Genomic DNA, 18,720 nt, shown 5'->3' with positions numbered 1-18,720 from the left:
GGTACGATGTAAATGGGTGATTTTATTGAATTAAAGCACATTCAGTAGCATAAGCCTTTTTATCGCGCAGGCTGATCATGGTGAGTACACCGCATACGGCCATATCAAACTTGTAAAACAAGTGCTTGAATTGTATTTTACCCACATGATCAAACAGCCCGGTTTGGTTAATGCGCGCCACGTATGCTATGGCCAGATCTTTCATTTGTTCTATCATGGTATCCTGTTGATCGGTGGTGATGTCGATATCGGCATTTTGGCAGAAAAACAAGAACAGGGGATAGGTTTTGCGGGCGGCGCCTGTTATGCCCGATAGTTCGGCCCCGCTGTTTACAATGGTTTGTACGTGCAGCATGGGGAAGGAGGCATTATCTGCCCGGATATTGGCTTCATAATCGGTACCATAAAAAAATGAAGCTATGGATGGCTGTTGCGCGGCGATGTTTTGGAGCAGGTTTTTCATTATTTAAACTAATTGTTATTTACAGTGTCGGCGTAACGCTTTTGGTATTCGGCGCGTTCGCGGTTCATGAGCAGTTTAATAATAACCCGCTCGTATGATTGTGTGAGCACCTGGTCCCATTTTGTGATATCAAAACCGGCCAGTGTATCTATGGTTAGCATCCACCCAAATTTGTTGAGTTTGGCGGCTTGTGCACGTACCTCATCGGCATCGGGTGGACGTTGGAGCAGGGTTTGCTGCTCGGTTACAAGTTTGGATACTTCCGAAAAAAAAAATTGGCGATGGGTATGGCATCCGTTACCGGTATGGTATTTATTTTGTGAATATAGTCTTCACTTTCAATGCATTCGTCGCTGTAAAGCGCATCCGAGCCCATGTAAGGTAACCAAAAATAATGTGCCAGTACCTGGGGGATAATGTTAGTAGGATCGAAAGGCTGGTTGTTTGCCGCAGCGTTTTTATGCTCTTCAGTGATGAGGTTATGTACAGCAATGAATGCCCCTACAGGCTCTAATTTAAGGTTTGCGGGTACCTTAACTATTTTACTATCAATTGTGGTATGCTTAGGCAGTTTTGTGCCATTAATTCCCCCGGTGAGTTTATCGCCAATGGTGTTGAGCAGGAGCCGGCATTTTTCCAGGTCGGCGCGCTCCTTAAAGTTCTGGATGGTTTGGCGTTCCATCCCCGTAAGGGCACAAATTTCGTCGATAAGGCCATTTGCATTGCGCAGGGCGAAGAATTGCTTTAACGAAATTTCGGAAAGCTGGGTAGGGAAATTGTAAGATACGTTGTTGAGTTTAATTGGGAGCATAGTTATTTTGGATGTCGGGTTTCGATTTCGGATTTAGTTATGACAGATTAGAAATCGGGCAAGGTTGCCTGAACGTAAAAAAAATAGGTTTCATTAGTAATGTAAGTGATTTTATATAATATTACATTATTTACAAAAGTAATAAAAATAATTCAATTACACAATTTTTGTTTGATTTATCACAGGTTAAAATCTGCTTTTTCAAAATATATAAACTATATTGCTGAATGATAAAAGCTTCAACCATTACTTTTATATGCTTGCTTTTTATTGTGCCTTATGTGCAGGCCCAAACCATGCACCGTGACTCGGTAACTAAAATTGCCCGGGACGACGCCAGGAACTTTAAATTGAACGAAAATGATAAAGAACGGTTTAAACTGGATAAGGATAATTATAGTTCAGATTTTTTTAAACCAACTGATAAAATAGCATCGGATAATAAATTGCTGCAAGACTCGGTATATGTAAAAGCATTCAGGGCGGCGGCTTACAGCAAAGCACGAGGTAAGCGTTCGTTGGGCCATAATGTTTTGGTTGGTGTTGGTATATATGTTGTAGCTTCAGCAGTTGCCGCGGTGGTTGTTTTAGTTGTGCTATTTAACAGTGCCGCTAAATAATAGATCAGTAATTATTTAACAGCCATTTCCTTGGCATCATTTTTTGCCTTACATTTTTCCGGAAATGAAATTTCGCTCTGCCTGTTATAATGCCCCCTGTAAGACACAATTCAGTTGCAGCCCATACCAGGGCATCGATTCGGTTAGGGGAGCGTTCTGCTTTTTTTGCTTCCCAGCTGGTCATTTCTAATTCTAACTCCAGCAGTTGACCTATGTGATGGGCTTTGCCTTGTTCATATAGGGCGGCTATGGGTTCGGCGCGGGTTAGTTTATCGCGCGTGGCGTGTACCGATCTGTAACTTATTTTATTATCAACACCACGTAAAATGGTTTCTATCAGGTCGCCGCCATTGTTTACTTCGCCTATGATGCGGTCGGCACGATAATGCTGGTACAGGGCAATGGCTTGTTTTGCCCATTCGGTAGGTTTGTAGCAATCTGTTTTGTCTTCTATCACGTAAAGGTGGCCATCGAAACCGATGCCCGCAGCAATAATGCCTGTTTCGTCGGACGTGTCTTTACTGGTTACGGCAGGGTCAATAGCGATAACAATGCGCTTAAGGCTAACCGGCAAGGTGCCGTCATCGGAGCGTAACACGCGCAGGCCGTTAATGAGGTCGTCGGTCCATAAGGCACCTTCGGTTTCATCGGCAAATTCACCAAACCTGAAACGTTTTCTTTTGCGCAATGGGAGCGAATCGAGCGTGTTGAGGTAATCTTTGCTGATGTTGGCCAGGTTTTGATCGGGGTTTACCTGCAGCCATACAAATCGGTCTGTTTGGAGATGGATGTTGGTTTCGGGCTCGATGTTTTTGATGAATACCTGGTAAAGCCAATGCTTTTTGCCGGGCGGGTTAGCATCAACAAAAAGCATGGCGGCATCCCTTGTATACGTTGCGCCAGGCGTGTTTTTATGGTGGTATAGGCCTCATATGAGATTTGACTGGCCTCGTTTAAAAACACGGTTAAAAACTCCATTCCTAATATTTTTTCGGTTCGGTCCTTATCATCAAGCCCGGCAAGCCAAATCTGTGAGCCGTTATCAAATTCAATATAATAATCGGTACGTTTCCATTTTATCTTCTCATCGGTAAAAGCGAGCCTGATGAGTTTGCGTAAGGTATCGGCCCAAACCGCATGTTTAACATGGTTAAAACGATAACGTGCTATAAGGTGCCTTGAGCCGGGGTGTTTTGCTGCCAGCAATAATTGTTTGTAAATGATGATAAAGGTTTTACCCGAACGGCTGCCGCCCACCAATAGCACTTCGCGCGCTTTTTTGTTGAACAGTTGCAGGGCTTGTTTTTGTACCGCGGTTAATTTAAGGAGGTTTTGTTTGGCAGGCGTTATTGTTTCGATATCCCCATCGAGGGTGAATAAGGTATTTTGTTTTTCTTCATTCATGTTTTTGGGTTTAAAGAGCGGGAAGATTTGGATACGGTTATAAAGATGTAATGTAATTGCAGGAAGATAATCTCTGCCCGCCATTGCACACAGCCAGCCGCACCCTTCCCAAAGGAAGGGGCGGTGAAGGATGGATATTGAAAGCTACTGCTTAAGGGTTATTTAACCAGCGTTGCTGTGCGCTTCGTCATATCAACAGCTACTTTTTTAGACATAATATTGAGGTAGCTCCACTGCACAATATATTTTTTGCCGTATTTTTTTTGGATGGAAGCGTATTTTGATGTAAGCCAGTCGCAATGAAATACCTGTGAAGCGCCGGGGGTAATGAGATTGTCTCCGTCGCCCGCATCGCGACTATCGTCATACAGCATTTTGGGGTTATTAAGGTGCCCGTTAATATATAGTTTAACATATTTTGCACCTTTAAAAGAAACTGGGTCGGGTATGGCGGCTTTACTGCCGTTGGTTATACTTAGCGTGAACTTTATTACGTTGGCATAATTAGGCTTATTGTTTGTTACACTATATGGGCTTTTATCAAATGTTACGATATTGACGAGAGAAACAGAATCTTTAAAAGTATTGCGAGCAACTTTACTTTTTACATGCCCCGGCTTTGTTGGTTTTTGCTGTACAGCAAAGGTATTTTGAGATGGAAGCAAGTGTGCTATTAATAATATTGTGAGCAAGCAGGTTAAGTTTTTCATAATGAGGGATATTATTTTAGAATAAGGATATTTAACACTTTTTGTTTTATAAAAGTGAGACAATTATCAGCGGTATAAGTTTAGGCAACTGTTGTATTAATTAAATTGGATAGCATATAAATTTATTGGCTATTTTATCTATTTTTGAAAAAACTGTAAAACCCAATAGTGCATGAGTAAGGCGTTGAGGATAAAGATAATTAATTATCTGCGTGAGAAAGATGCTGTTGCAAAGTATGTTGATATACGGGAGCATGTTTTAAGTGAAAAAGATTCTGTTGAGGAACGTAATGAGCTTAAAGCTACGCTTGATTACCTGAGTAATAAGCGCCTGATAGCAATAAACGGAACCTACGAATTTTTGCATTGGACCGCCACTTATGGCTTATATAATATTGATAATAAAATAATAGCTACTAAGCTTACAAAAGCCGGGCAATCTTATCACCCGGAAAACGAAAGCGATGATATGGAGGCTACTGTGCAGCCTGTATTAGCCATTATTAAGAAAAAGGGCGACACCGGCCAACAAGTACAGCAAGATATTTTAGTAGCCCCCACATCAACATTTGATGTTAAAGCAGAACCCGTGCAGCTGCCATGGTATGTAGCGCCTGAAAAAGAAGCGGAAATACTACCTGAACCTGTAAAGCCGGTTGATGAACAACCCTTACCATGGTATATACCGGAGCCCGTAAAACCTATTGATGAGCAGCCATTACCGTGGTACGTTGAGCCCACTAAAGAAGAGGCGGAATTATTACCCGATGCTATAAAGCCTATTGACGAGCAGCCGTTACCATGGTACGTTGAGCCGATTAAGGAAGAAGCGGAAATAGTGGCCGAACCCCTAATGCCTATTGACGAGCAGCCATTACCATGGTATGTAGAACCTGTTAAGGAAGAAAAATTGGCTGAACCCATAAAGCCTATTGACGAACAGCCATTACCATGGTATGTAGCGCCTAAACAGGAAGAAGCTGACGCATTTGAGGCGGAGATGCTTGAGGATGATATAGAAATTAAAACTGAAGCGCCAAAAGAGCCGGAGTTACCCTGGTATAAAGCCCCTGAAACGGTTGAAACACCAAAGCCTTTGCATAATGCTTTAAAAGAACTTGAAGAATATGTACCGCTGCAACCCTGGTATGTTGAGCCTGTAAAAGAAGATGCGCCTGTAAGCATACCCAAGCCTGAGTCTGTAGCCAAAGTTGTTGAGCCTGAGCCGCCATTACCATGGGAGGCAGAAGTAAAGCAACCCGTAGCTGAAGAACCCAAACCTATAGCTGAAGAAAAAAAGGAGCCGGTAATATATCGTTTCCCGCCAATTGAGCCTAAGCCAGAGGCTATGACTAAAACGCCTGCGCATGCCCCTATGGCAATTGAGGTGCTGAACGAAAACTTATCAAACAGTATTGATGTCATATCAAATATTAAGTTAAAGAAGCCCGCCATGTTAACAGGCGATTTTGAGAAGGATACTAATGTTGTTTTAAAATTTATTTTGGTTGTTGTACTGTTTTTGCTGTTTGGCTGTATTGTTTGGCTTTACATGGGATAGTGAAAATTAAAATTTAAAGCCAGGAAAAAACAAAGTATGGCAAGTGCTGATCAGGTTGAATTTATTGCAGTGCAATTACTACCGCAGTTTATCCCAAAGGATGATAAAGCTGTTACGCTTACTTTCCAGTTTACTATGGTGCCGAACACTACTTACCGGGTTAATTTTGTTAAGAAGGTAAGCGGCGGAAAAGCAGACTGGCAGCTATCGGGTTATGAAGAGGTGGTGCCATAATATCTAAACCTATTTACATTTTGTTGTTTTATATGCTATAAACAAAAAACATGGCAACTTTTAACGAACTAATAAACGCTGATAAACCTGTACTTGTTGATTTTTCGGCCGAGTGGTGCGGGCCCTGTAAAATGATGCCTCCAATATTGAAACAACTTAAAGGCATGCTTGGCGATAATATTACCATATTAAAGGTTGATATTGATAAGAACCAGGCAGTTGCCAATTTATACCACGTACAAAGCGTGCCTACTTTTATATTGTTTAAAAACGGGCAGGCTAAATGGCGCCAAAGCGGTGTGCTGCAAGCCGCTGAGTTAAAAAGCATTATACAGCCCCATTTAGCATAGTTTCCAAGCGGCTAACTTTCTATTCGCATTTAATTATTTCAAAGAACGTGTTGGCATTGTTGCTGATAACTCACAAAGTAGCTGCCCGGGCCTGGGCGGTAGTTAAATTATTGTGCTGTCCATACATGGTTGGCTGCACCATGTGGCCCTTTTGCTATTGCATTTTCTGACTTAACCAGTTTTGCCTGTTTGGTTAAATTGGTAATGGCCCTGCGCACCGAAGTTATCAAAGCATCGGTACCTGTAATGGCGCACATAATGGCCCTTACTTGTGCAGGTGTTAGCCACTCGCCGTAATGGGTTTTAAATATCATCAATATTAAGTCTTCTTGTTTTTGGTTCATTGCTGTAAAGGGATTTGGTAATGGCTTAGGTTATTGGTGTAATATGTTTCCGGCAGGTGTTGGCTTTGCGACAGTGCTTTGTAGTTTTTGCTGGTTTGTGGTAAGTGTTGCGCCCAGGTATTCGGTTATTACTTCGCGAAAATTTTCATCAAGGAATGTTTCCAGGTCATTGTTTACATTATTGAAAGGCTGCACTGTGCCACTTTGATGATCGTACCGGAATGATTCCCAGTGATTAAGGCGTTCGCGACCGATAAAACTCAAAAGATCGCGGCGGTCCAGGTGCGTGTCCATCCATAGCGGGTTGCCCATATAAAGGGTGTAATCGCGGCACCAGCTAACTTCGAAACTGCCATCGGCATTTGTAATTACGTCATCAACATAAACAGATCGTTTATCTGTAAAAAGGTAGTTCAATAAATTATCGATAGGGTGGGGAGCCTGTGGTGTGGATGTGATGAGTTTTACGTAAGTCATGATGTTTTTAAGATTAAAGTTTTTAAGGAAGCTACGACATGTGGCTTATTGATAATCAGGTTTGTATTTGCATAATTGAAAAACGTTTTGTTACTTTGGATTATCGATGTACAAATATACAGATATTTCTGTATAAATAAAGAATAAATTTAAATATTTCTGTAATTTATATTGAGCACGTGATGAATTCGGCAAAAACATTGAAAATAAAGACTCAGAGGCCAGAAACAATTGAGTTTATTGATCATTATCTAAAATTAAAAGGTATAGCCTTTACTAATAATACCCAACTTGCAGCGGAGCTGGGCTATCGTACCAATAGCTCTATTACAGAGATTATAAAGGGAAGACAAAATATTGATCCTGATAAATTACTGATTTTTAAAGAAAAATACAGAAAGTTTATCCCGGAGCCAGGGGTGGGGATAAGCAGGAGCAGTAATGGCTTTGCAATAGGCGAGATACAGGATAATGATACCGACTCGCCGTTTATTGACCTTGGTACAGGCCAGTTTATTATGATCGTTCCACTGGTACAGGATTACGCGTATGCCGGTTACCTATCGGGCTACCAGGACAAGGAGTATATTGACGAACTACCTAAGCATAGCTTTGTAGTAAATAAGCAGCACAAAGGTAAGTACATGGCTTTCCAGGTAATAGGGGATAGTATGAGCGATGGCACAGACGAGAGTATTACCGAAGGGAGCACCGTTACCGGGCGCGAAATACAAAGGCATTTATGGAGCAGCAGGTTTCACATTCACCGGTTTAAAGATTACGTTATTGTACACAAAGAGGGAATATTGATAAAACGCATTATAAAGCACGATGTAGATACAGGTGTTATTACGTGCCAATCATTAAACCCTAATAAAGATGCTTACCCGGATTTTGAATTAGCCCTTGATGATTGCAGTCAGATATTCAATATTGTGAATGTGACGCAGATAAGGTAAGAAAAAAGAAAGGCCCTGTTAATTAACAGGGCCTTTCTTTTTAATGTTATATGTGATAGGTACAAGGAAGTTTCGTTTTTCAGTTTACGGTAGATGTAGGGTGTAAAACGGAAACAGTATCTATTTGTTGTTAAGCCTTGTTCCTTCCCGCCTGCTATGGCAAGCATTGTACCTATCACATATTCAGATAAATGTATTTTGAAAACATAAGTTTAAATGCTGGTATTAAGCGGCGGCATAGTTCAAGCCGCTCCTTTCTGTGTTTCTTTTAATCCTGCTTAAGCTATCTTTCACTTCGTGGTGAATCTCAATTTGGTGGCGGATATCGATAAGCAAATTGCAAAGTATTGATTTGTTAGTTTCTTGTGATTTAAGCGTTTTTAATATATCTGTTGTATATGATTTTTCGCGTAGTTTTTCAAGGCTGCTTATCATTGAGCCAAAGGTAAGGCCATGTAAAAAAATCTGGTTTTCTGCATTAAATTCAGCAGCATAATTTTTAAGCGCTGCAATCAGGTCGCTGTTCAGGTTGGAAACATACCTGAATTCCTGTACCATTTTCAGCTTTTTCATTTTAGGTACAAATACGTAGTTTGAATAGTATATCGAGTACAATATTCCCGATAAGGCCAGAACTGAAAAGAAAGTAATGTAATTAGTCATGTTTCAATAGTTTTGCAGGTGTGTGTAATAAATAGCTTAGTTGAGTATTATTACGCAATTTGTTTTCTATAAGTTTCAATAAATCTGATTTTTTTTATGAATGGTACACGTTTGGGCAATATTTGTACATGTATTAATTGTAGTATCCGTTAGCAGATGTCACAACATTGTATTATTTTTATAAATCCGATACATAGATGTTTAAACATCTATGTAAATAGCTACCTTTGACCTAACATTATTACTATATAAAAAGTGTAATCAATTTAAAAGGAAATATAAAAACCACATTATGAAAAAGTTATCATTAGCAGCAGCAGTAGCATTAACTGCATTATCATTATCATTTAAAACAAGTGCACAATCAACCTGGGCTGTTGATAAGGCTCACTCAAAATTAGCTTTCACCATTACACACATGGGTGTATCGGATGTTGAGGGTTCATTCAAAATTACTGATGCCAGCATCACTTCATCAGGCGATGATTTTAACGGTGCTACAGTTGAGCTTACTGCTGATGCAGCAAGTATCAATACAGATAATGATGCCCGCGATAAACACGTTAAAGGTCCCGACTTTTTAGATGTAGCTAAATACTCAACTGTTACTTTTAAAAGCACATCATTTAAAAAAATAAATGCTACTACTTACAGTGTAGTTGGTAACTTAACTTTACACGGTGTTACCAAGCCTGTTACTTTAACAGCAACTTTGCGCCAGGGTGTTGGTATGAATAAAAAGCCGGTTGCAGGCTTCAAAATAGCAGGTACATTTAACCGTAAAGATTTCGCGGTAGGTTCTGGTTTCGGATCGGCTATGTTGAGTGATGAGATCACCGTAATAGGTAATACTGAGTTTGGTAAAACAAACTAAGCCTGTTTATTATAAAAAATAAAAACCCTTGCTGAATTATTCAGCAAGGGTTTTTTTATGGAGCAATGCCAAAAAAAATACCGGTTGGCTGGCGGCAAACCGGTATTTAATTCAACTATAGTAAAAAACAATTAACACTTAATAAATTAAGCTTACAGCTATAACGTTGTAAACTTAAAAATCTTACATCGCTTCCGAAACAACTTCGGTAACTTCAGGAACCATGCGTTTCAGCAGATTTTCGATACCTGATTTCAAGGTAACTGTTGATGACGGACAACCACTGCAAGAGCCACGAAGCTCGACAGTTACAATGCCCTCATTAAACGATTTGTAGGTAATAGCGCCGCCATCCTGCTCAACGGCCGGGCGAACATAATCCTGTAATATTTGCTGTATCTTAATTTCGGCTTCGGTACCTTCAAAAGCAACTTCTTCCTGTTCTTTTAACTGCACAGCTAATTCGCTTTCAACAGCGCCTTTTACAAACTCTTTTATAATCGCCTCAATATCGTTCCAATCGGTACCTTCAGTTTTTGTAACGGTTACAAAGTTACTGGCAAAGAACACGCCGTTTACAAACGAAAACTTATAGAGCTCTTTTGCGAAAGGTGATTTTTCGGCACTTTCTTTTGTGGCATAATCAACACTGCCGTTTATGAGAAGTTTATTTACAATAAACTTCATGGTGGCCGGGTTCGGTGTCGATTCAGTATATACGTTGATATTCATCTTATTTCCTTTCAAAATTATCCTACAAAAATAGGATGCTTTTTTGTGATTGTATGGGTATTACTTAATTATGACCTGTAAATTACTTATCAAAAAAAGTGAATATGTTCACATTGAGATTCGCTTTTTATATCCCTGTATATGTGGACGGGCTTACCTGCCTTATTTCATCCTTAACATTATCACTTACTTGCAGAGTTTCCACAAATGAAGCAATTGTTTGGGCGTTAATTTCGGTATTGGTGCGTGTAAGGTCCTTTAAAGCTTCATACGGGTTGGGATAGCCTTCGCGGCGAAGGATAGTTTGTATCGCTTCGGCAACAACGGCCCAGTTAGCTTCAAGATGCGCGTTTAAGGCAGGTTCGTTCAATAACAATTTACCCAGGCCTTTCATGGTTGATTTTAATGCTATAAGGGTATGTGCAACAGGCACGCCAATGTTGCGCAATACGGTAGAGTCTGTAAGGTCACGCTGTAGTCGGCTGATTGGTAATTTGGCAGCCAAATGCTCAAATAACGCGTTTGCAATACCGAGGTTACCTTCCGAGTTTTCGAAATCAATAGGGTTAACTTTATGTGGCATGGCAGATGAGCCAATTTCGCCGGCCTTGATCTTTTGCTTGAAGTAATTCATGGATATGTAAGTCCACATATCACGATCAAGATCTATCAGTATGTTGTTAATGCGTTTCAGGTTATCACAGTGTGCGGCAAAATTATCGTAATGCTCAATTTGCGTAGTAAACTGTGAGCGCTTTAAACCCAGTGTTTCATTTACAAAATTATTACCAAATGTTTTCCAGTCGATAGCCTTATAACCTGTGTTGTGGGCGTTAAAGTTGCCTGTAGCGCCACCAAATTTAGCAGAGTAAGGTATTTGATAGAATAATTGCAACTGTGCTTCAAGGCGCTCTACAAATACCATAACCTCTTTACCCAAACGAGTTGGCGATGCCGGTTGCCCGTGCGTGTGTGCAAGCATCGGTATATTAGCCCAATCGGTAGCGTATGTTTTAAGCTGATCTATCACCTCGGTAATAGCGGGCAGGTAAACCTGTTCCATAGCCAGCTTGAACGAGTAGGGGATGGCTGTGTTATTGATATCCTGCGATGTTAGCCCAAAGTGAATAAACTCTTTATACGCTTCGAGGTTAAGCGCATCAAATTTTTGTTTGATGAAATATTCAACAGCTTTAACATCATGGTTAGTTATTTTTTCAATTTGTTTTATCGCTTCGGCATCAGCCTCGGTAAAATCAATATAAATATTGCGCAGGCCGGCAAATAATGCTTTATCAAAGTTTTGCAGCTGTGGCAATGGTATTTGGCATAGGGCTATAAAGTATTCTATCTCAATATAAACGCGGTATTTTATTAATGCCGCTTCTGAAAAATAAGCCGACAACGTTTGGGTGGTGGGATGATACCGGCCATCAACCGGAGATACTGCAGAAAGTGGAGAAAGCGCCATGCGTTAAATTTTTTGCAAAGATAGCAATTTGAAGTAAGACTGGCGAGTTTTCGAATCAGTCAGGCAGGAGCGATAATTGAAGGTGGAATTTCGTGATTGTAATATTTTTCGGATAAAAGCTTTATTATTGTAAAAGTAACACATATACTACCATTTTAATGCAAGCAGCCGGCTCAATACAGCAATTCAACAATCCACGAGACCTTCTTCAGCAAAGTCATTTCCCATCAATTGATGGCTTACGCGCCATATCAATTATCATGGTATTAATACGACACGTTACGGTTGATACAAACCTTGATAAGTATTTTAACGGGGGGATAGGGGTTGAGATATTTTTCGTTATCAGCGGCTTCCTTATTACTACTTTACTACTCAAAGAAAAGGAGAAGTACGGAACTATATCATTAAAGAAATTTTATATCCGCCGAATTTTGCGGATAGTACCCGTGGCCTTCCTTTTCGTAATGGTATTGATCGCTTTAAACTATATGTTTGCATTGGGGATTAGTCGAAATAGTTTTATCATGTCGTTATTGTATATCAAAAACATGCCGATAAAAAGCGGTCAGATGGACTGGTATTCAGGGCATTTTTGGAGTTTATCAGTAGAGGAGCAGTTTTATATTTTTTTTCCGGCCTGCATTATGTTAAGCATCAACAAAACAAAGATTTGGATCACAATCCTTGTAGCTGCTATTCCATTGATCAGCTATGTCGCGTTCCTTAATCTGCCTTTTTTTGCAAATCGTGTCGTACATACGGTTACATTTATTTTTATTAATATGTTGGGGCAGGGTACTGCAGCTATTTTAACCGGCTGTTTACTATCTATTCTTCTATTTAAGGGATATTTTAAAAAACTGCCATCGGGTAAATGGACCACGCTCATTTTGTTTATTGCAGCACTTGCTATCCACAGTATCCCATATTCTACGTTCTGGTCGTATGTGTGTGTTATGATATTCGATTTCCTGATCGGCTTTGTGATCATTTTGAATTTGAACCCGGATAATTACTTCGCCCGGTTTTTGAATACCCCTATCATGGTAAAACTGGGTATCTTATCATATAGCCTTTATATATGGCAGCAGATATTTACGCATAACCAACCCTGGGCTCATTTATTTAAGTATGCCGACTCCCCTTTAATCAACCTTCCTGCATTGTTCATCGTTGCTTATGTATCGTATTACTTTTACGAAAAGAAGTTTTTGAGGTTAAAGGACAGGTTTGTAAGAGCATAAGTGTTCATTTTTTTATTTCCGGTATACGATAAGGACAGCTACAGGATTAAACTTTCGTTTAACATAAAAAGTTTTATTATTGCAAAATAGAAATACACATTTATTCTGACTATGGAAATTCAATCAATTGAGCAGGCATCATATACATCACCGGCTACTATTTTAAGCCAAAAGCATTATCCCTCAATTGATGGATTACGAGCCGTATCAATCGTCATTGTGATTGTTTGCCATATCTTCGGATCATCTTTAACTCAGTATTTTGATGGCAGGATAGGAGTTGAGATATTTTTTGTGATCAGCGGTTTTCTGATCACTATGCTGTTGCTGAAAGAGAAAACAAAGTACGGAACGATAGCGCTTAAAAAGTTTTATATACGTCGTGTATTGCGCATAATTCCGGTGGCTATGCTTTTTGTAGTAACGTTGTTGATCCTGAATCAAATATTTGATTTGAATATCACTAAACGGAGCTTTATAATGGCTTCCTTGTTCCTGAAGAACTTTCAATTGAAGGGTGATGTGCAGGATTGGTATTTTGGACATTACTGGAGTTTATCAGTTGAAGAGCAGTTTTATCTTTTGTTTCCGGTATGTTTGCTGTTGAGTTTAAGAAAAACTACTATTGGCACTATTGTTATTGTTATAATAGCGCCTATAATTACTTACCTGGGCTTTGTGGATATCCCGTTTTTTAACGGCCATACAGCACATCTTGTGCTATTCATTATCATCAATATAATAGGAAAAGGTATTGCTTCTATTTTAACGGGCTGCTTGTTTTCGATACTTTTATTTAAAGGGTATTTTGAAAAGCTGCCGAGCGGTAAGTTTGTTAGCTTGATATTGTTTATTGTGGGCCTTATTATACGAAGCGGATCTCCAATATATGTGCCGTACTTAAGCAATGCCATTTTCGATTTTATAATAGCTTATATCCTGGTTTTAAATTTAAATCCAACTAACTATTTTGCCAGATTTTTAAATCTGCCTTTTATGATAAAATTAGGTGTACTATCATACAGTATATACATATGGCAACAAATTTTTACACACGACCAACCCTGGGGGCGTCTGTTTAAATATGCCGACTCGCCATTTATCAATATCCCGGTGCTGTTTTTAGTTTCTTACCTGTCATACAATTTCTACGAAAAGAAATTCCTTACATTTAAGGATAAGTTTAAACGAGTATAAAAAAAGCCCCTTGCATTTTTTGCAAGGGGCTTTTTTGTATCAATTATTATTCAGCAGTTTCCAATACGTCTGCTTTCTTTTCGCCGTTAAACAATTTGGCAAACCACTCTTTAACATGTACACGAATAATGTACATACATGGTACCAATATCAATGTGATGATGGTTGCAAAGCTCAAACCAAATATCATGGTCCAGGCTAAAGGCCCCCAAAAGGCAACGTTATCGCCACCTAAATAGATATGCGGTTTAAAGTTGGTAAACATACCTATAAAATCTATATTGAAGCCAATAGCCAGCGGTATTAAACCACATATGGCTGCCGTAGCGGTAAGCAATACAGGAGTCATACGGGTACGGGCTGCTTCAACAACGGCATCGTGCAGGTTGCCGCCTTCTGCCATCAGCATATCAGTAAACTCTACCAGCAATATACCATTCCGTACCACAACACCCGCAAGGGCTATGATACCTACACCTGTCATCAGGATAGAGATCGTCATGTGAGCTAAGCTTAAGCCTAAGAACACACCAATGATACTGAAGAGTATCTCGCTCAATATAATGAGTGTTTTACCTATCGAGTTAAACTGACTCATCAAAACGATAAGGATTAAACCCAATGAGGTTACTAAGGCGCCCATCAAAAAGTTGGCTGTTTCTATCTGGTCATCCTGCGCGCCACCCATCTTTATGGTTACCGAGTCGGGAGCTTTAAACGTTTTAATAGCCTGAGCAATGCCTGCATTTACTTCGTTAGCGTTAAATGGAGGTACAACGTTTGATCCTAAAGTGATCACCCTTCTTTGTTGCTTGCGTTTGATGTTGCTGTAGGTATTGGTAAACCTGATATCGGTAAAGGCCGATATTGGCACCTGGCGAATAGTGCCACCGGTAGCAAAATCACGATAGGTGATCTTTAAGTTACGTATCGCGTCAATATCGGTACGCTGGGATTTCATCGCACGAACGGTGATCTCGTAGTTATCCTCTTTGGTGTTCTTAAAATCGCCGGCTTTGGCGCCATAAATTGTTGCGCCGAGCGCTTGTGTTATCTGGTTAGTATTTATCCCCTCACGGTTTGCACGTTCGCGGTCAACATCAAATACAATTTCAGGTTTATCGCTTTGTACATCGGGTATCAATTCCTCAATACCGGCAATACCCTGGCTGTTGATGTATTTCTTCAACCTGTCTGATGTTTTAACCAATGTATCCAAATTATCACCAGCCATTTCAATGCTGATCTCTTTTTGTGTTGGCGGGCCGCCGTGCTCCTGGGCCACAGCTATCTTAACTCCCGGGAGGCCTTGTACCTCTTTACGAATACGGGCTAATATGGCTTTGGTATCTTTACCTTCGCGTTTGCCAAATTCAACAAAGGCAACAGTTACTTTACCTTTATTATAGTAAACGCCCTGGTCTTCATCCTGTGGATCGGTTACACCAACGGATACGTTTGATATGATAGACGAAACAACGTCTTTATCAGGCTCAACAACCCTTGCAACACGTTTTTCTATCTCTTCGGTAACTTTGTTTGTAGCGGTTTGATCAGTTCCTACAGGCAGGGTAATGTACACATAAGCAAAGTTAGGGTCGCCCGAAGGGAAAAACTCTACCTTAGGTTTCAAAATACCCATAATAACAAATGTTAAAATGAATAGCCCTACGGTGCCTGCAAGCACGCTTAACGGCCAGCGCACGGCGCGCTCTAACCAACGGGCATACCATGATTGGAACCTTGGCCATAAATTATTCTGGAACGCATCAATTGTACGTAAAAACACAAAGTGATTGAGTACAGTAAGTACCGCTGCGAATACGATAAAGTTGCCGACACCATTGTTCATCATGTACCCGAATACCGCTAACACAGCCATTACAATGAGTGTGCGTATTAGCTTTTTATCGAATTTAGGGTTAGCATGCTCGCCCGGGTGGTGTGGTTTCATAAAATCCACCGCGAAAACCGGGTTCATAATGTAAGCCACTACTAATGATGCCAGTAACGTAATGATCAACGTAATAGGCAGGAAGAACATGAAGTGACCGATCAAACTATTCCAAAATGCCAATGGTATAAAAGGGGCAAGTGTGGTTACCGTACCAGAAAATACGGGTAAAAATACTTCGCCTGCTGCCATTTTAGCCGCTTGTTTAATAGGTATTTTCCCATTGGCAAAAATACGGTGCGTGTTTTCTATTACCACAATAGCATCATCAACTACTATACCTAAGGCCAGCAGGAACGAGAACAATACGATCATGTTCATGGTGAAACCAATTGCCGGCATAATAAGGAAGGCGATAAAGCACGATAATGGTACCGATAATGCCACAAAAACAGCATTGGTGGTTCCCATAAAAAACATCAGGATAACGGTTACTAATAAGAAACCAATTATAATGGTATTGATCAGGTCGTTCAGGGTTGAACGTGTTTTGTCCGATTGATCGCCGGTAACGGTAATATCCAAACCTTTAGGGAAAACCGTTTTTTGTTTGGTTTTGATCAGGTCGTTTATCTTATCCGAAGCCTGGATCAGGTTTTCACCCGCGCGTTTACTCACATTAAGAGTAATTACATTTTTAAAGTTAGGGTCGTTGTTCGTTTTTAAACGGGCATAACTTTCCTGGTCTTTAAAAGCGTCTTTTATTTCAGCTATATCACGTAAATATACGGCACGGCCTGATGGGTTACGAATAATCATGGTGCCTACTTCATCAGCACTTTTAAAATCCTGTTTAATATCTATAGGGCGCTGTACACCATCCAATATCATATTACCGGCCGAACTGATAATGTTTTCGGTACCGATAGCCTGGATTATGTCGCCATAACCAATTTGTGCCGCGGTCATTTTATTGATATCAACATTTACCTGTATTTGCGGGGTTAGTGCGCCTACTTCGTCAACTTTCGAAATTTCTTTAAAACTTTCGATATCATCTTTCAGGTTATCGGCATATTCCTTTAACTTTTTCAGATCATAATTACCCGAAATATTAACATACAGGATAGGAAGATCGGCAACGTTAATATCAGATATTGTTGATTCTTTCAGGTTAGCATCGTTTTGAGGTAAATCTTGCTTGGCTTTATCTACCGCGTCCTTTACATCTTGCTTGGCATCTTTTATCTTAATATCCGCATTAAATTCGGCGGTGATGATCGATACGTTTTGCACAGAGTTTGATGTTACCTTTTTTAATCCTTTTAGTGATTTCAGGCGTTTCTCTATCTGCTTGGTTACCAATAACTCGATGTTTTGGGGCGACTGGCCCTGGTATATCGTTTGTACGAATACTTTGGATTGCGCTATATCCGGAAAATTCTCTTTCGGCAAGTTATTGTAACTTACCAAACCCAATACCGTGATGAGGAATATCAGCACGTATACCGCGGTTTTGTTATCAATGGCCCAACTTGAGGGGCCAAATTCTTTCATCGTATCTTTCATTACAGATTCGTTTTAGGTTGTAAATACTTACTGTACTACTTTTATCTTGTCGCCATCTTCAACATCGCTGGCACCGGCAGTAATTAATTGATCGCCTGGTTTAAGGCCATCTAATATTTCGGTTTGGCTGTTGTATGTAGCGCCTGTTTTTACAGTTTTGCGTTTGGCTATACCGCCTTCGTTCACAAAAACATAATCACCCATTTCCGATTTTTGAATCGCTTTAAGCGGCACAACAATGCTATTGGCTTTGCTGTAATCGGCAATTTTTAAAATAGCCGTCATATTAGGGCGTAAGGTTTTAGTTGATGGCAGCTTCACTTCAACACCAAAACTGCGCGATGCAGGGTCAATAACCTTTGCAGCGAAAGTAACCTTGGTTTTTAATGAATCGTTAGCATCGGGTAATAGTACCAAAACATCTTGTCCTTGTTTTACACGTGTAGCGTAGCTTTCCGGAACATCTGCTTTAACTTTTAAATTATCTGCATTAACAATGCGGATACCCGTAGCACCCGGCGAAGCAGCCTGGCCCAATTTCAGGTCCATCTGATCGATGGTGCCGCTGATAGGAGAGGTGATGCGGTACAGATCGGCTTGTTCGCGTAAAGCGGCAACTTGTTTTTGTGCTCCCTGAGCCTGGGCTTGAGCCTGTAAAAACTGTACTTCGGTACCAATTTTTTGGTCCCACAGGTTTTTTTGGCGCTGGAAAACTGTATTAGCCAGGTTAGCCTGTGTTTCTGCCTGAGCTATTTGTTGTTTTAATACGCTGTTATCTAATTGTGCTAAAATTTGCCCTTTGTTAACATGGTCACCTGCTTTTACATACAAGTTTATAATAGTACCCGGTGCCTGTGGATAAGCAGTAACGTTATCCTGCGCGTCAACCTTACCTTGTAATTGTACGTAGTTGGTAAAGTTGCTGGTTTTAACTTCAACAACACTAACATCGGTTAACTTAACCGAGTCGGTTTTACCGGTTTGGGTTTCTAAAGCTGCAATTTTTGCTGCGATATCCGACTGTTGCTTTTTAAGATCGGCAAGCTCAGCTTTTGGATCTTTTGGTTTATTGTTGCAAGCTGCCAATATTACCATGGCGCTTAGTAGTAATGCTTTTTTCATATTGTGATTGTGTTGCAT

21 protein-coding genes are annotated in these 18,720 nt (G+C 40.2%); 8 read left to right on the top strand and 13 right to left on the bottom strand.

Going from position 1 to position 18,720, the window contains the following annotated elements; all coding sequences use genetic code 11:
- Window positions 1-22: 22 nt before the first annotated feature.
- The 3 genes from KXQ82_RS09020 to KXQ82_RS09010 form a co-directional block, all read right to left on the bottom strand.
- A complete protein-coding gene (locus tag KXQ82_RS09020; RefSeq protein WP_219487853.1) occupies window positions 23-463 on the bottom strand; it encodes a hypothetical protein in 441 nt (146 codons plus the stop codon).
- An 8-nt stretch (window positions 464-471) separates the two neighbouring features.
- Window positions 472-624: a hypothetical protein gene (locus tag KXQ82_RS09015; protein ID WP_219487852.1), complete on the bottom strand. Its 153-nt coding sequence runs from the start codon at window positions 622-624 to the stop codon at window positions 472-474.
- Between the two features lie 83 nt (window positions 625-707).
- Entirely contained in the window at window positions 708-1,274 is a 567-nt protein-coding gene (locus KXQ82_RS09010; RefSeq protein ID WP_219487851.1) for a hypothetical protein, read from the bottom strand.
- A 227-nt stretch (window positions 1,275-1,501) separates the two neighbouring features.
- On the opposite strand from KXQ82_RS09010, the gene KXQ82_RS09005 reads away from it, so the two are divergent.
- On the top strand, window positions 1,502-1,894 hold the full coding sequence (locus KXQ82_RS09005) for a hypothetical protein (protein WP_219487850.1): 393 nt from the start codon (window positions 1,502-1,504) through the stop codon (window positions 1,892-1,894).
- Window positions 1,895-1,898: 4 nt separating this feature from the next.
- Here the strand turns inward: KXQ82_RS09005 and KXQ82_RS09000 are convergent, their stop codons facing one another.
- The 3 genes from KXQ82_RS09000 to KXQ82_RS08995 form a co-directional block, all read right to left on the bottom strand.
- The gene (locus tag KXQ82_RS09000; protein WP_369412437.1) at window positions 1,899-2,492 is read right to left on the bottom strand and encodes a phage terminase large subunit family protein; all 594 of its coding nucleotides are present in this window, start codon (window positions 2,490-2,492) and stop codon (window positions 1,899-1,901) included.
- Window positions 2,493-2,644: 152 nt separating this feature from the next.
- Window positions 2,645-3,298 (bottom strand): phage terminase large subunit, encoded by a 654-nt coding sequence (locus KXQ82_RS19830; RefSeq protein WP_255563551.1) that lies wholly within the window; start codon window positions 3,296-3,298, stop codon window positions 2,645-2,647.
- Window positions 3,299-3,456: 158 nt separating this feature from the next.
- A complete protein-coding gene (locus tag KXQ82_RS08995) occupies window positions 3,457-4,008 on the bottom strand; it encodes a hypothetical protein (RefSeq protein ID WP_219487848.1) in 552 nt (183 codons plus the stop codon).
- 172 nt (window positions 4,009-4,180) lie between these two features.
- On the opposite strand from KXQ82_RS08995, the gene KXQ82_RS08990 reads away from it, so the two are divergent.
- Genes KXQ82_RS08990 through trxA form a run of 3 tightly spaced genes read left to right on the top strand, consistent with a single transcriptional unit; the run spans window position 4,181 to window position 6,153 of the window.
- The gene (locus tag KXQ82_RS08990) at window positions 4,181-5,569 is read left to right on the top strand and encodes a hypothetical protein (RefSeq protein ID WP_219487847.1); all 1,389 of its coding nucleotides are present in this window, start codon (window positions 4,181-4,183) and stop codon (window positions 5,567-5,569) included.
- A 36-nt stretch (window positions 5,570-5,605) separates the two neighbouring features.
- A complete protein-coding gene (locus KXQ82_RS08985; protein ID WP_219487846.1) occupies window positions 5,606-5,803 on the top strand; it encodes a hypothetical protein in 198 nt (65 codons plus the stop codon).
- Window positions 5,804-5,853: 50 nt separating this feature from the next.
- Window positions 5,854-6,153, top strand: coding sequence for a thioredoxin (gene trxA / locus KXQ82_RS08980; protein WP_219487845.1), 300 nt, complete (start codon window positions 5,854-5,856; stop codon window positions 6,151-6,153).
- Window positions 6,154-6,260: 107 nt separating this feature from the next.
- On the opposite strand, the gene KXQ82_RS08975 is transcribed toward trxA, so the two are convergent.
- Both KXQ82_RS08975 and KXQ82_RS08970 read right to left on the bottom strand, forming a co-directional pair.
- Window positions 6,261-6,497 (bottom strand): hypothetical protein, encoded by a 237-nt coding sequence (locus tag KXQ82_RS08975; RefSeq protein WP_219487844.1) that lies wholly within the window; start codon window positions 6,495-6,497, stop codon window positions 6,261-6,263.
- Window positions 6,498-6,527: 30 nt separating this feature from the next.
- A complete protein-coding gene (locus KXQ82_RS08970) occupies window positions 6,528-6,974 on the bottom strand; it encodes a hypothetical protein (protein ID WP_219487843.1) in 447 nt (148 codons plus the stop codon).
- Window positions 6,975-7,156: 182 nt separating this feature from the next.
- On the opposite strand from KXQ82_RS08970, the gene KXQ82_RS08965 reads away from it, so the two are divergent.
- Complete coding sequence (locus KXQ82_RS08965) at window positions 7,157-7,933, top strand: S24 family peptidase (RefSeq protein WP_219487842.1); 777 nt, start codon at window positions 7,157-7,159, stop codon at window positions 7,931-7,933.
- 225 nt (window positions 7,934-8,158) lie between these two features.
- Here the strand turns inward: KXQ82_RS08965 and KXQ82_RS08960 are convergent, their stop codons facing one another.
- A complete protein-coding gene (locus KXQ82_RS08960; RefSeq protein ID WP_219487841.1) occupies window positions 8,159-8,596 on the bottom strand; it encodes a hypothetical protein in 438 nt (145 codons plus the stop codon).
- Window positions 8,597-8,888: 292 nt separating this feature from the next.
- Here KXQ82_RS08960 and KXQ82_RS08955 point away from each other — a divergent pair, with 292 nt between their 5' ends.
- On the top strand, window positions 8,889-9,470 hold the full coding sequence (locus tag KXQ82_RS08955) for a YceI family protein (RefSeq protein ID WP_219487840.1): 582 nt from the start codon (window positions 8,889-8,891) through the stop codon (window positions 9,468-9,470).
- Between the two features lie 183 nt (window positions 9,471-9,653).
- On the opposite strand, the gene KXQ82_RS08950 is transcribed toward KXQ82_RS08955, so the two are convergent.
- Window positions 9,654-10,202: a NifU family protein gene (locus KXQ82_RS08950; protein WP_219487839.1), complete on the bottom strand. Its 549-nt coding sequence runs from the start codon at window positions 10,200-10,202 to the stop codon at window positions 9,654-9,656.
- Between the two features lie 127 nt (window positions 10,203-10,329).
- Window positions 10,330-11,673, bottom strand: a complete 1,344-nt coding sequence (gene purB / locus KXQ82_RS08945; RefSeq protein WP_219487838.1) for an adenylosuccinate lyase — start codon at window positions 11,671-11,673, stop codon at window positions 10,330-10,332.
- A 158-nt stretch (window positions 11,674-11,831) separates the two neighbouring features.
- Between purB and KXQ82_RS08940 the strand changes: the two genes are divergently transcribed.
- Both KXQ82_RS08940 and KXQ82_RS08935 read left to right on the top strand, forming a co-directional pair.
- Window positions 11,832-12,920: an acyltransferase family protein gene (locus KXQ82_RS08940; protein WP_219487837.1), complete on the top strand. Its 1,089-nt coding sequence runs from the start codon at window positions 11,832-11,834 to the stop codon at window positions 12,918-12,920.
- A 111-nt stretch (window positions 12,921-13,031) separates the two neighbouring features.
- On the top strand, window positions 13,032-14,117 hold the full coding sequence (locus KXQ82_RS08935; RefSeq protein ID WP_219487836.1) for an acyltransferase family protein: 1,086 nt from the start codon (window positions 13,032-13,034) through the stop codon (window positions 14,115-14,117).
- A 46-nt stretch (window positions 14,118-14,163) separates the two neighbouring features.
- Here KXQ82_RS08935 and KXQ82_RS08930 read toward each other — a convergent pair whose 3' ends face one another.
- Window positions 14,164-17,580, bottom strand: coding sequence for an efflux RND transporter permease subunit (locus tag KXQ82_RS08930; protein WP_219487835.1), 3,417 nt, complete (start codon window positions 17,578-17,580; stop codon window positions 14,164-14,166).
- A 27-nt stretch (window positions 17,581-17,607) separates the two neighbouring features.
- Entirely contained in the window at window positions 17,608-18,702 is a 1,095-nt protein-coding gene (locus tag KXQ82_RS08925) for an efflux RND transporter periplasmic adaptor subunit (protein WP_219487834.1), read from the bottom strand.
- Between the last annotated feature and the right edge of the window lie 18 nt (window positions 18,703-18,720).

Origin of the sequence: Mucilaginibacter rivuli (assembly GCF_019391655.1) — a bacterium.
Taxonomy (GTDB): Bacteria; Bacteroidota; Bacteroidia; order Sphingobacteriales; family Sphingobacteriaceae; genus Mucilaginibacter; species Mucilaginibacter rivuli.
The sequence above is the reverse complement of the archived record's forward strand: the minus strand, read 5'-3'. Positions and strand labels throughout refer to the sequence as shown.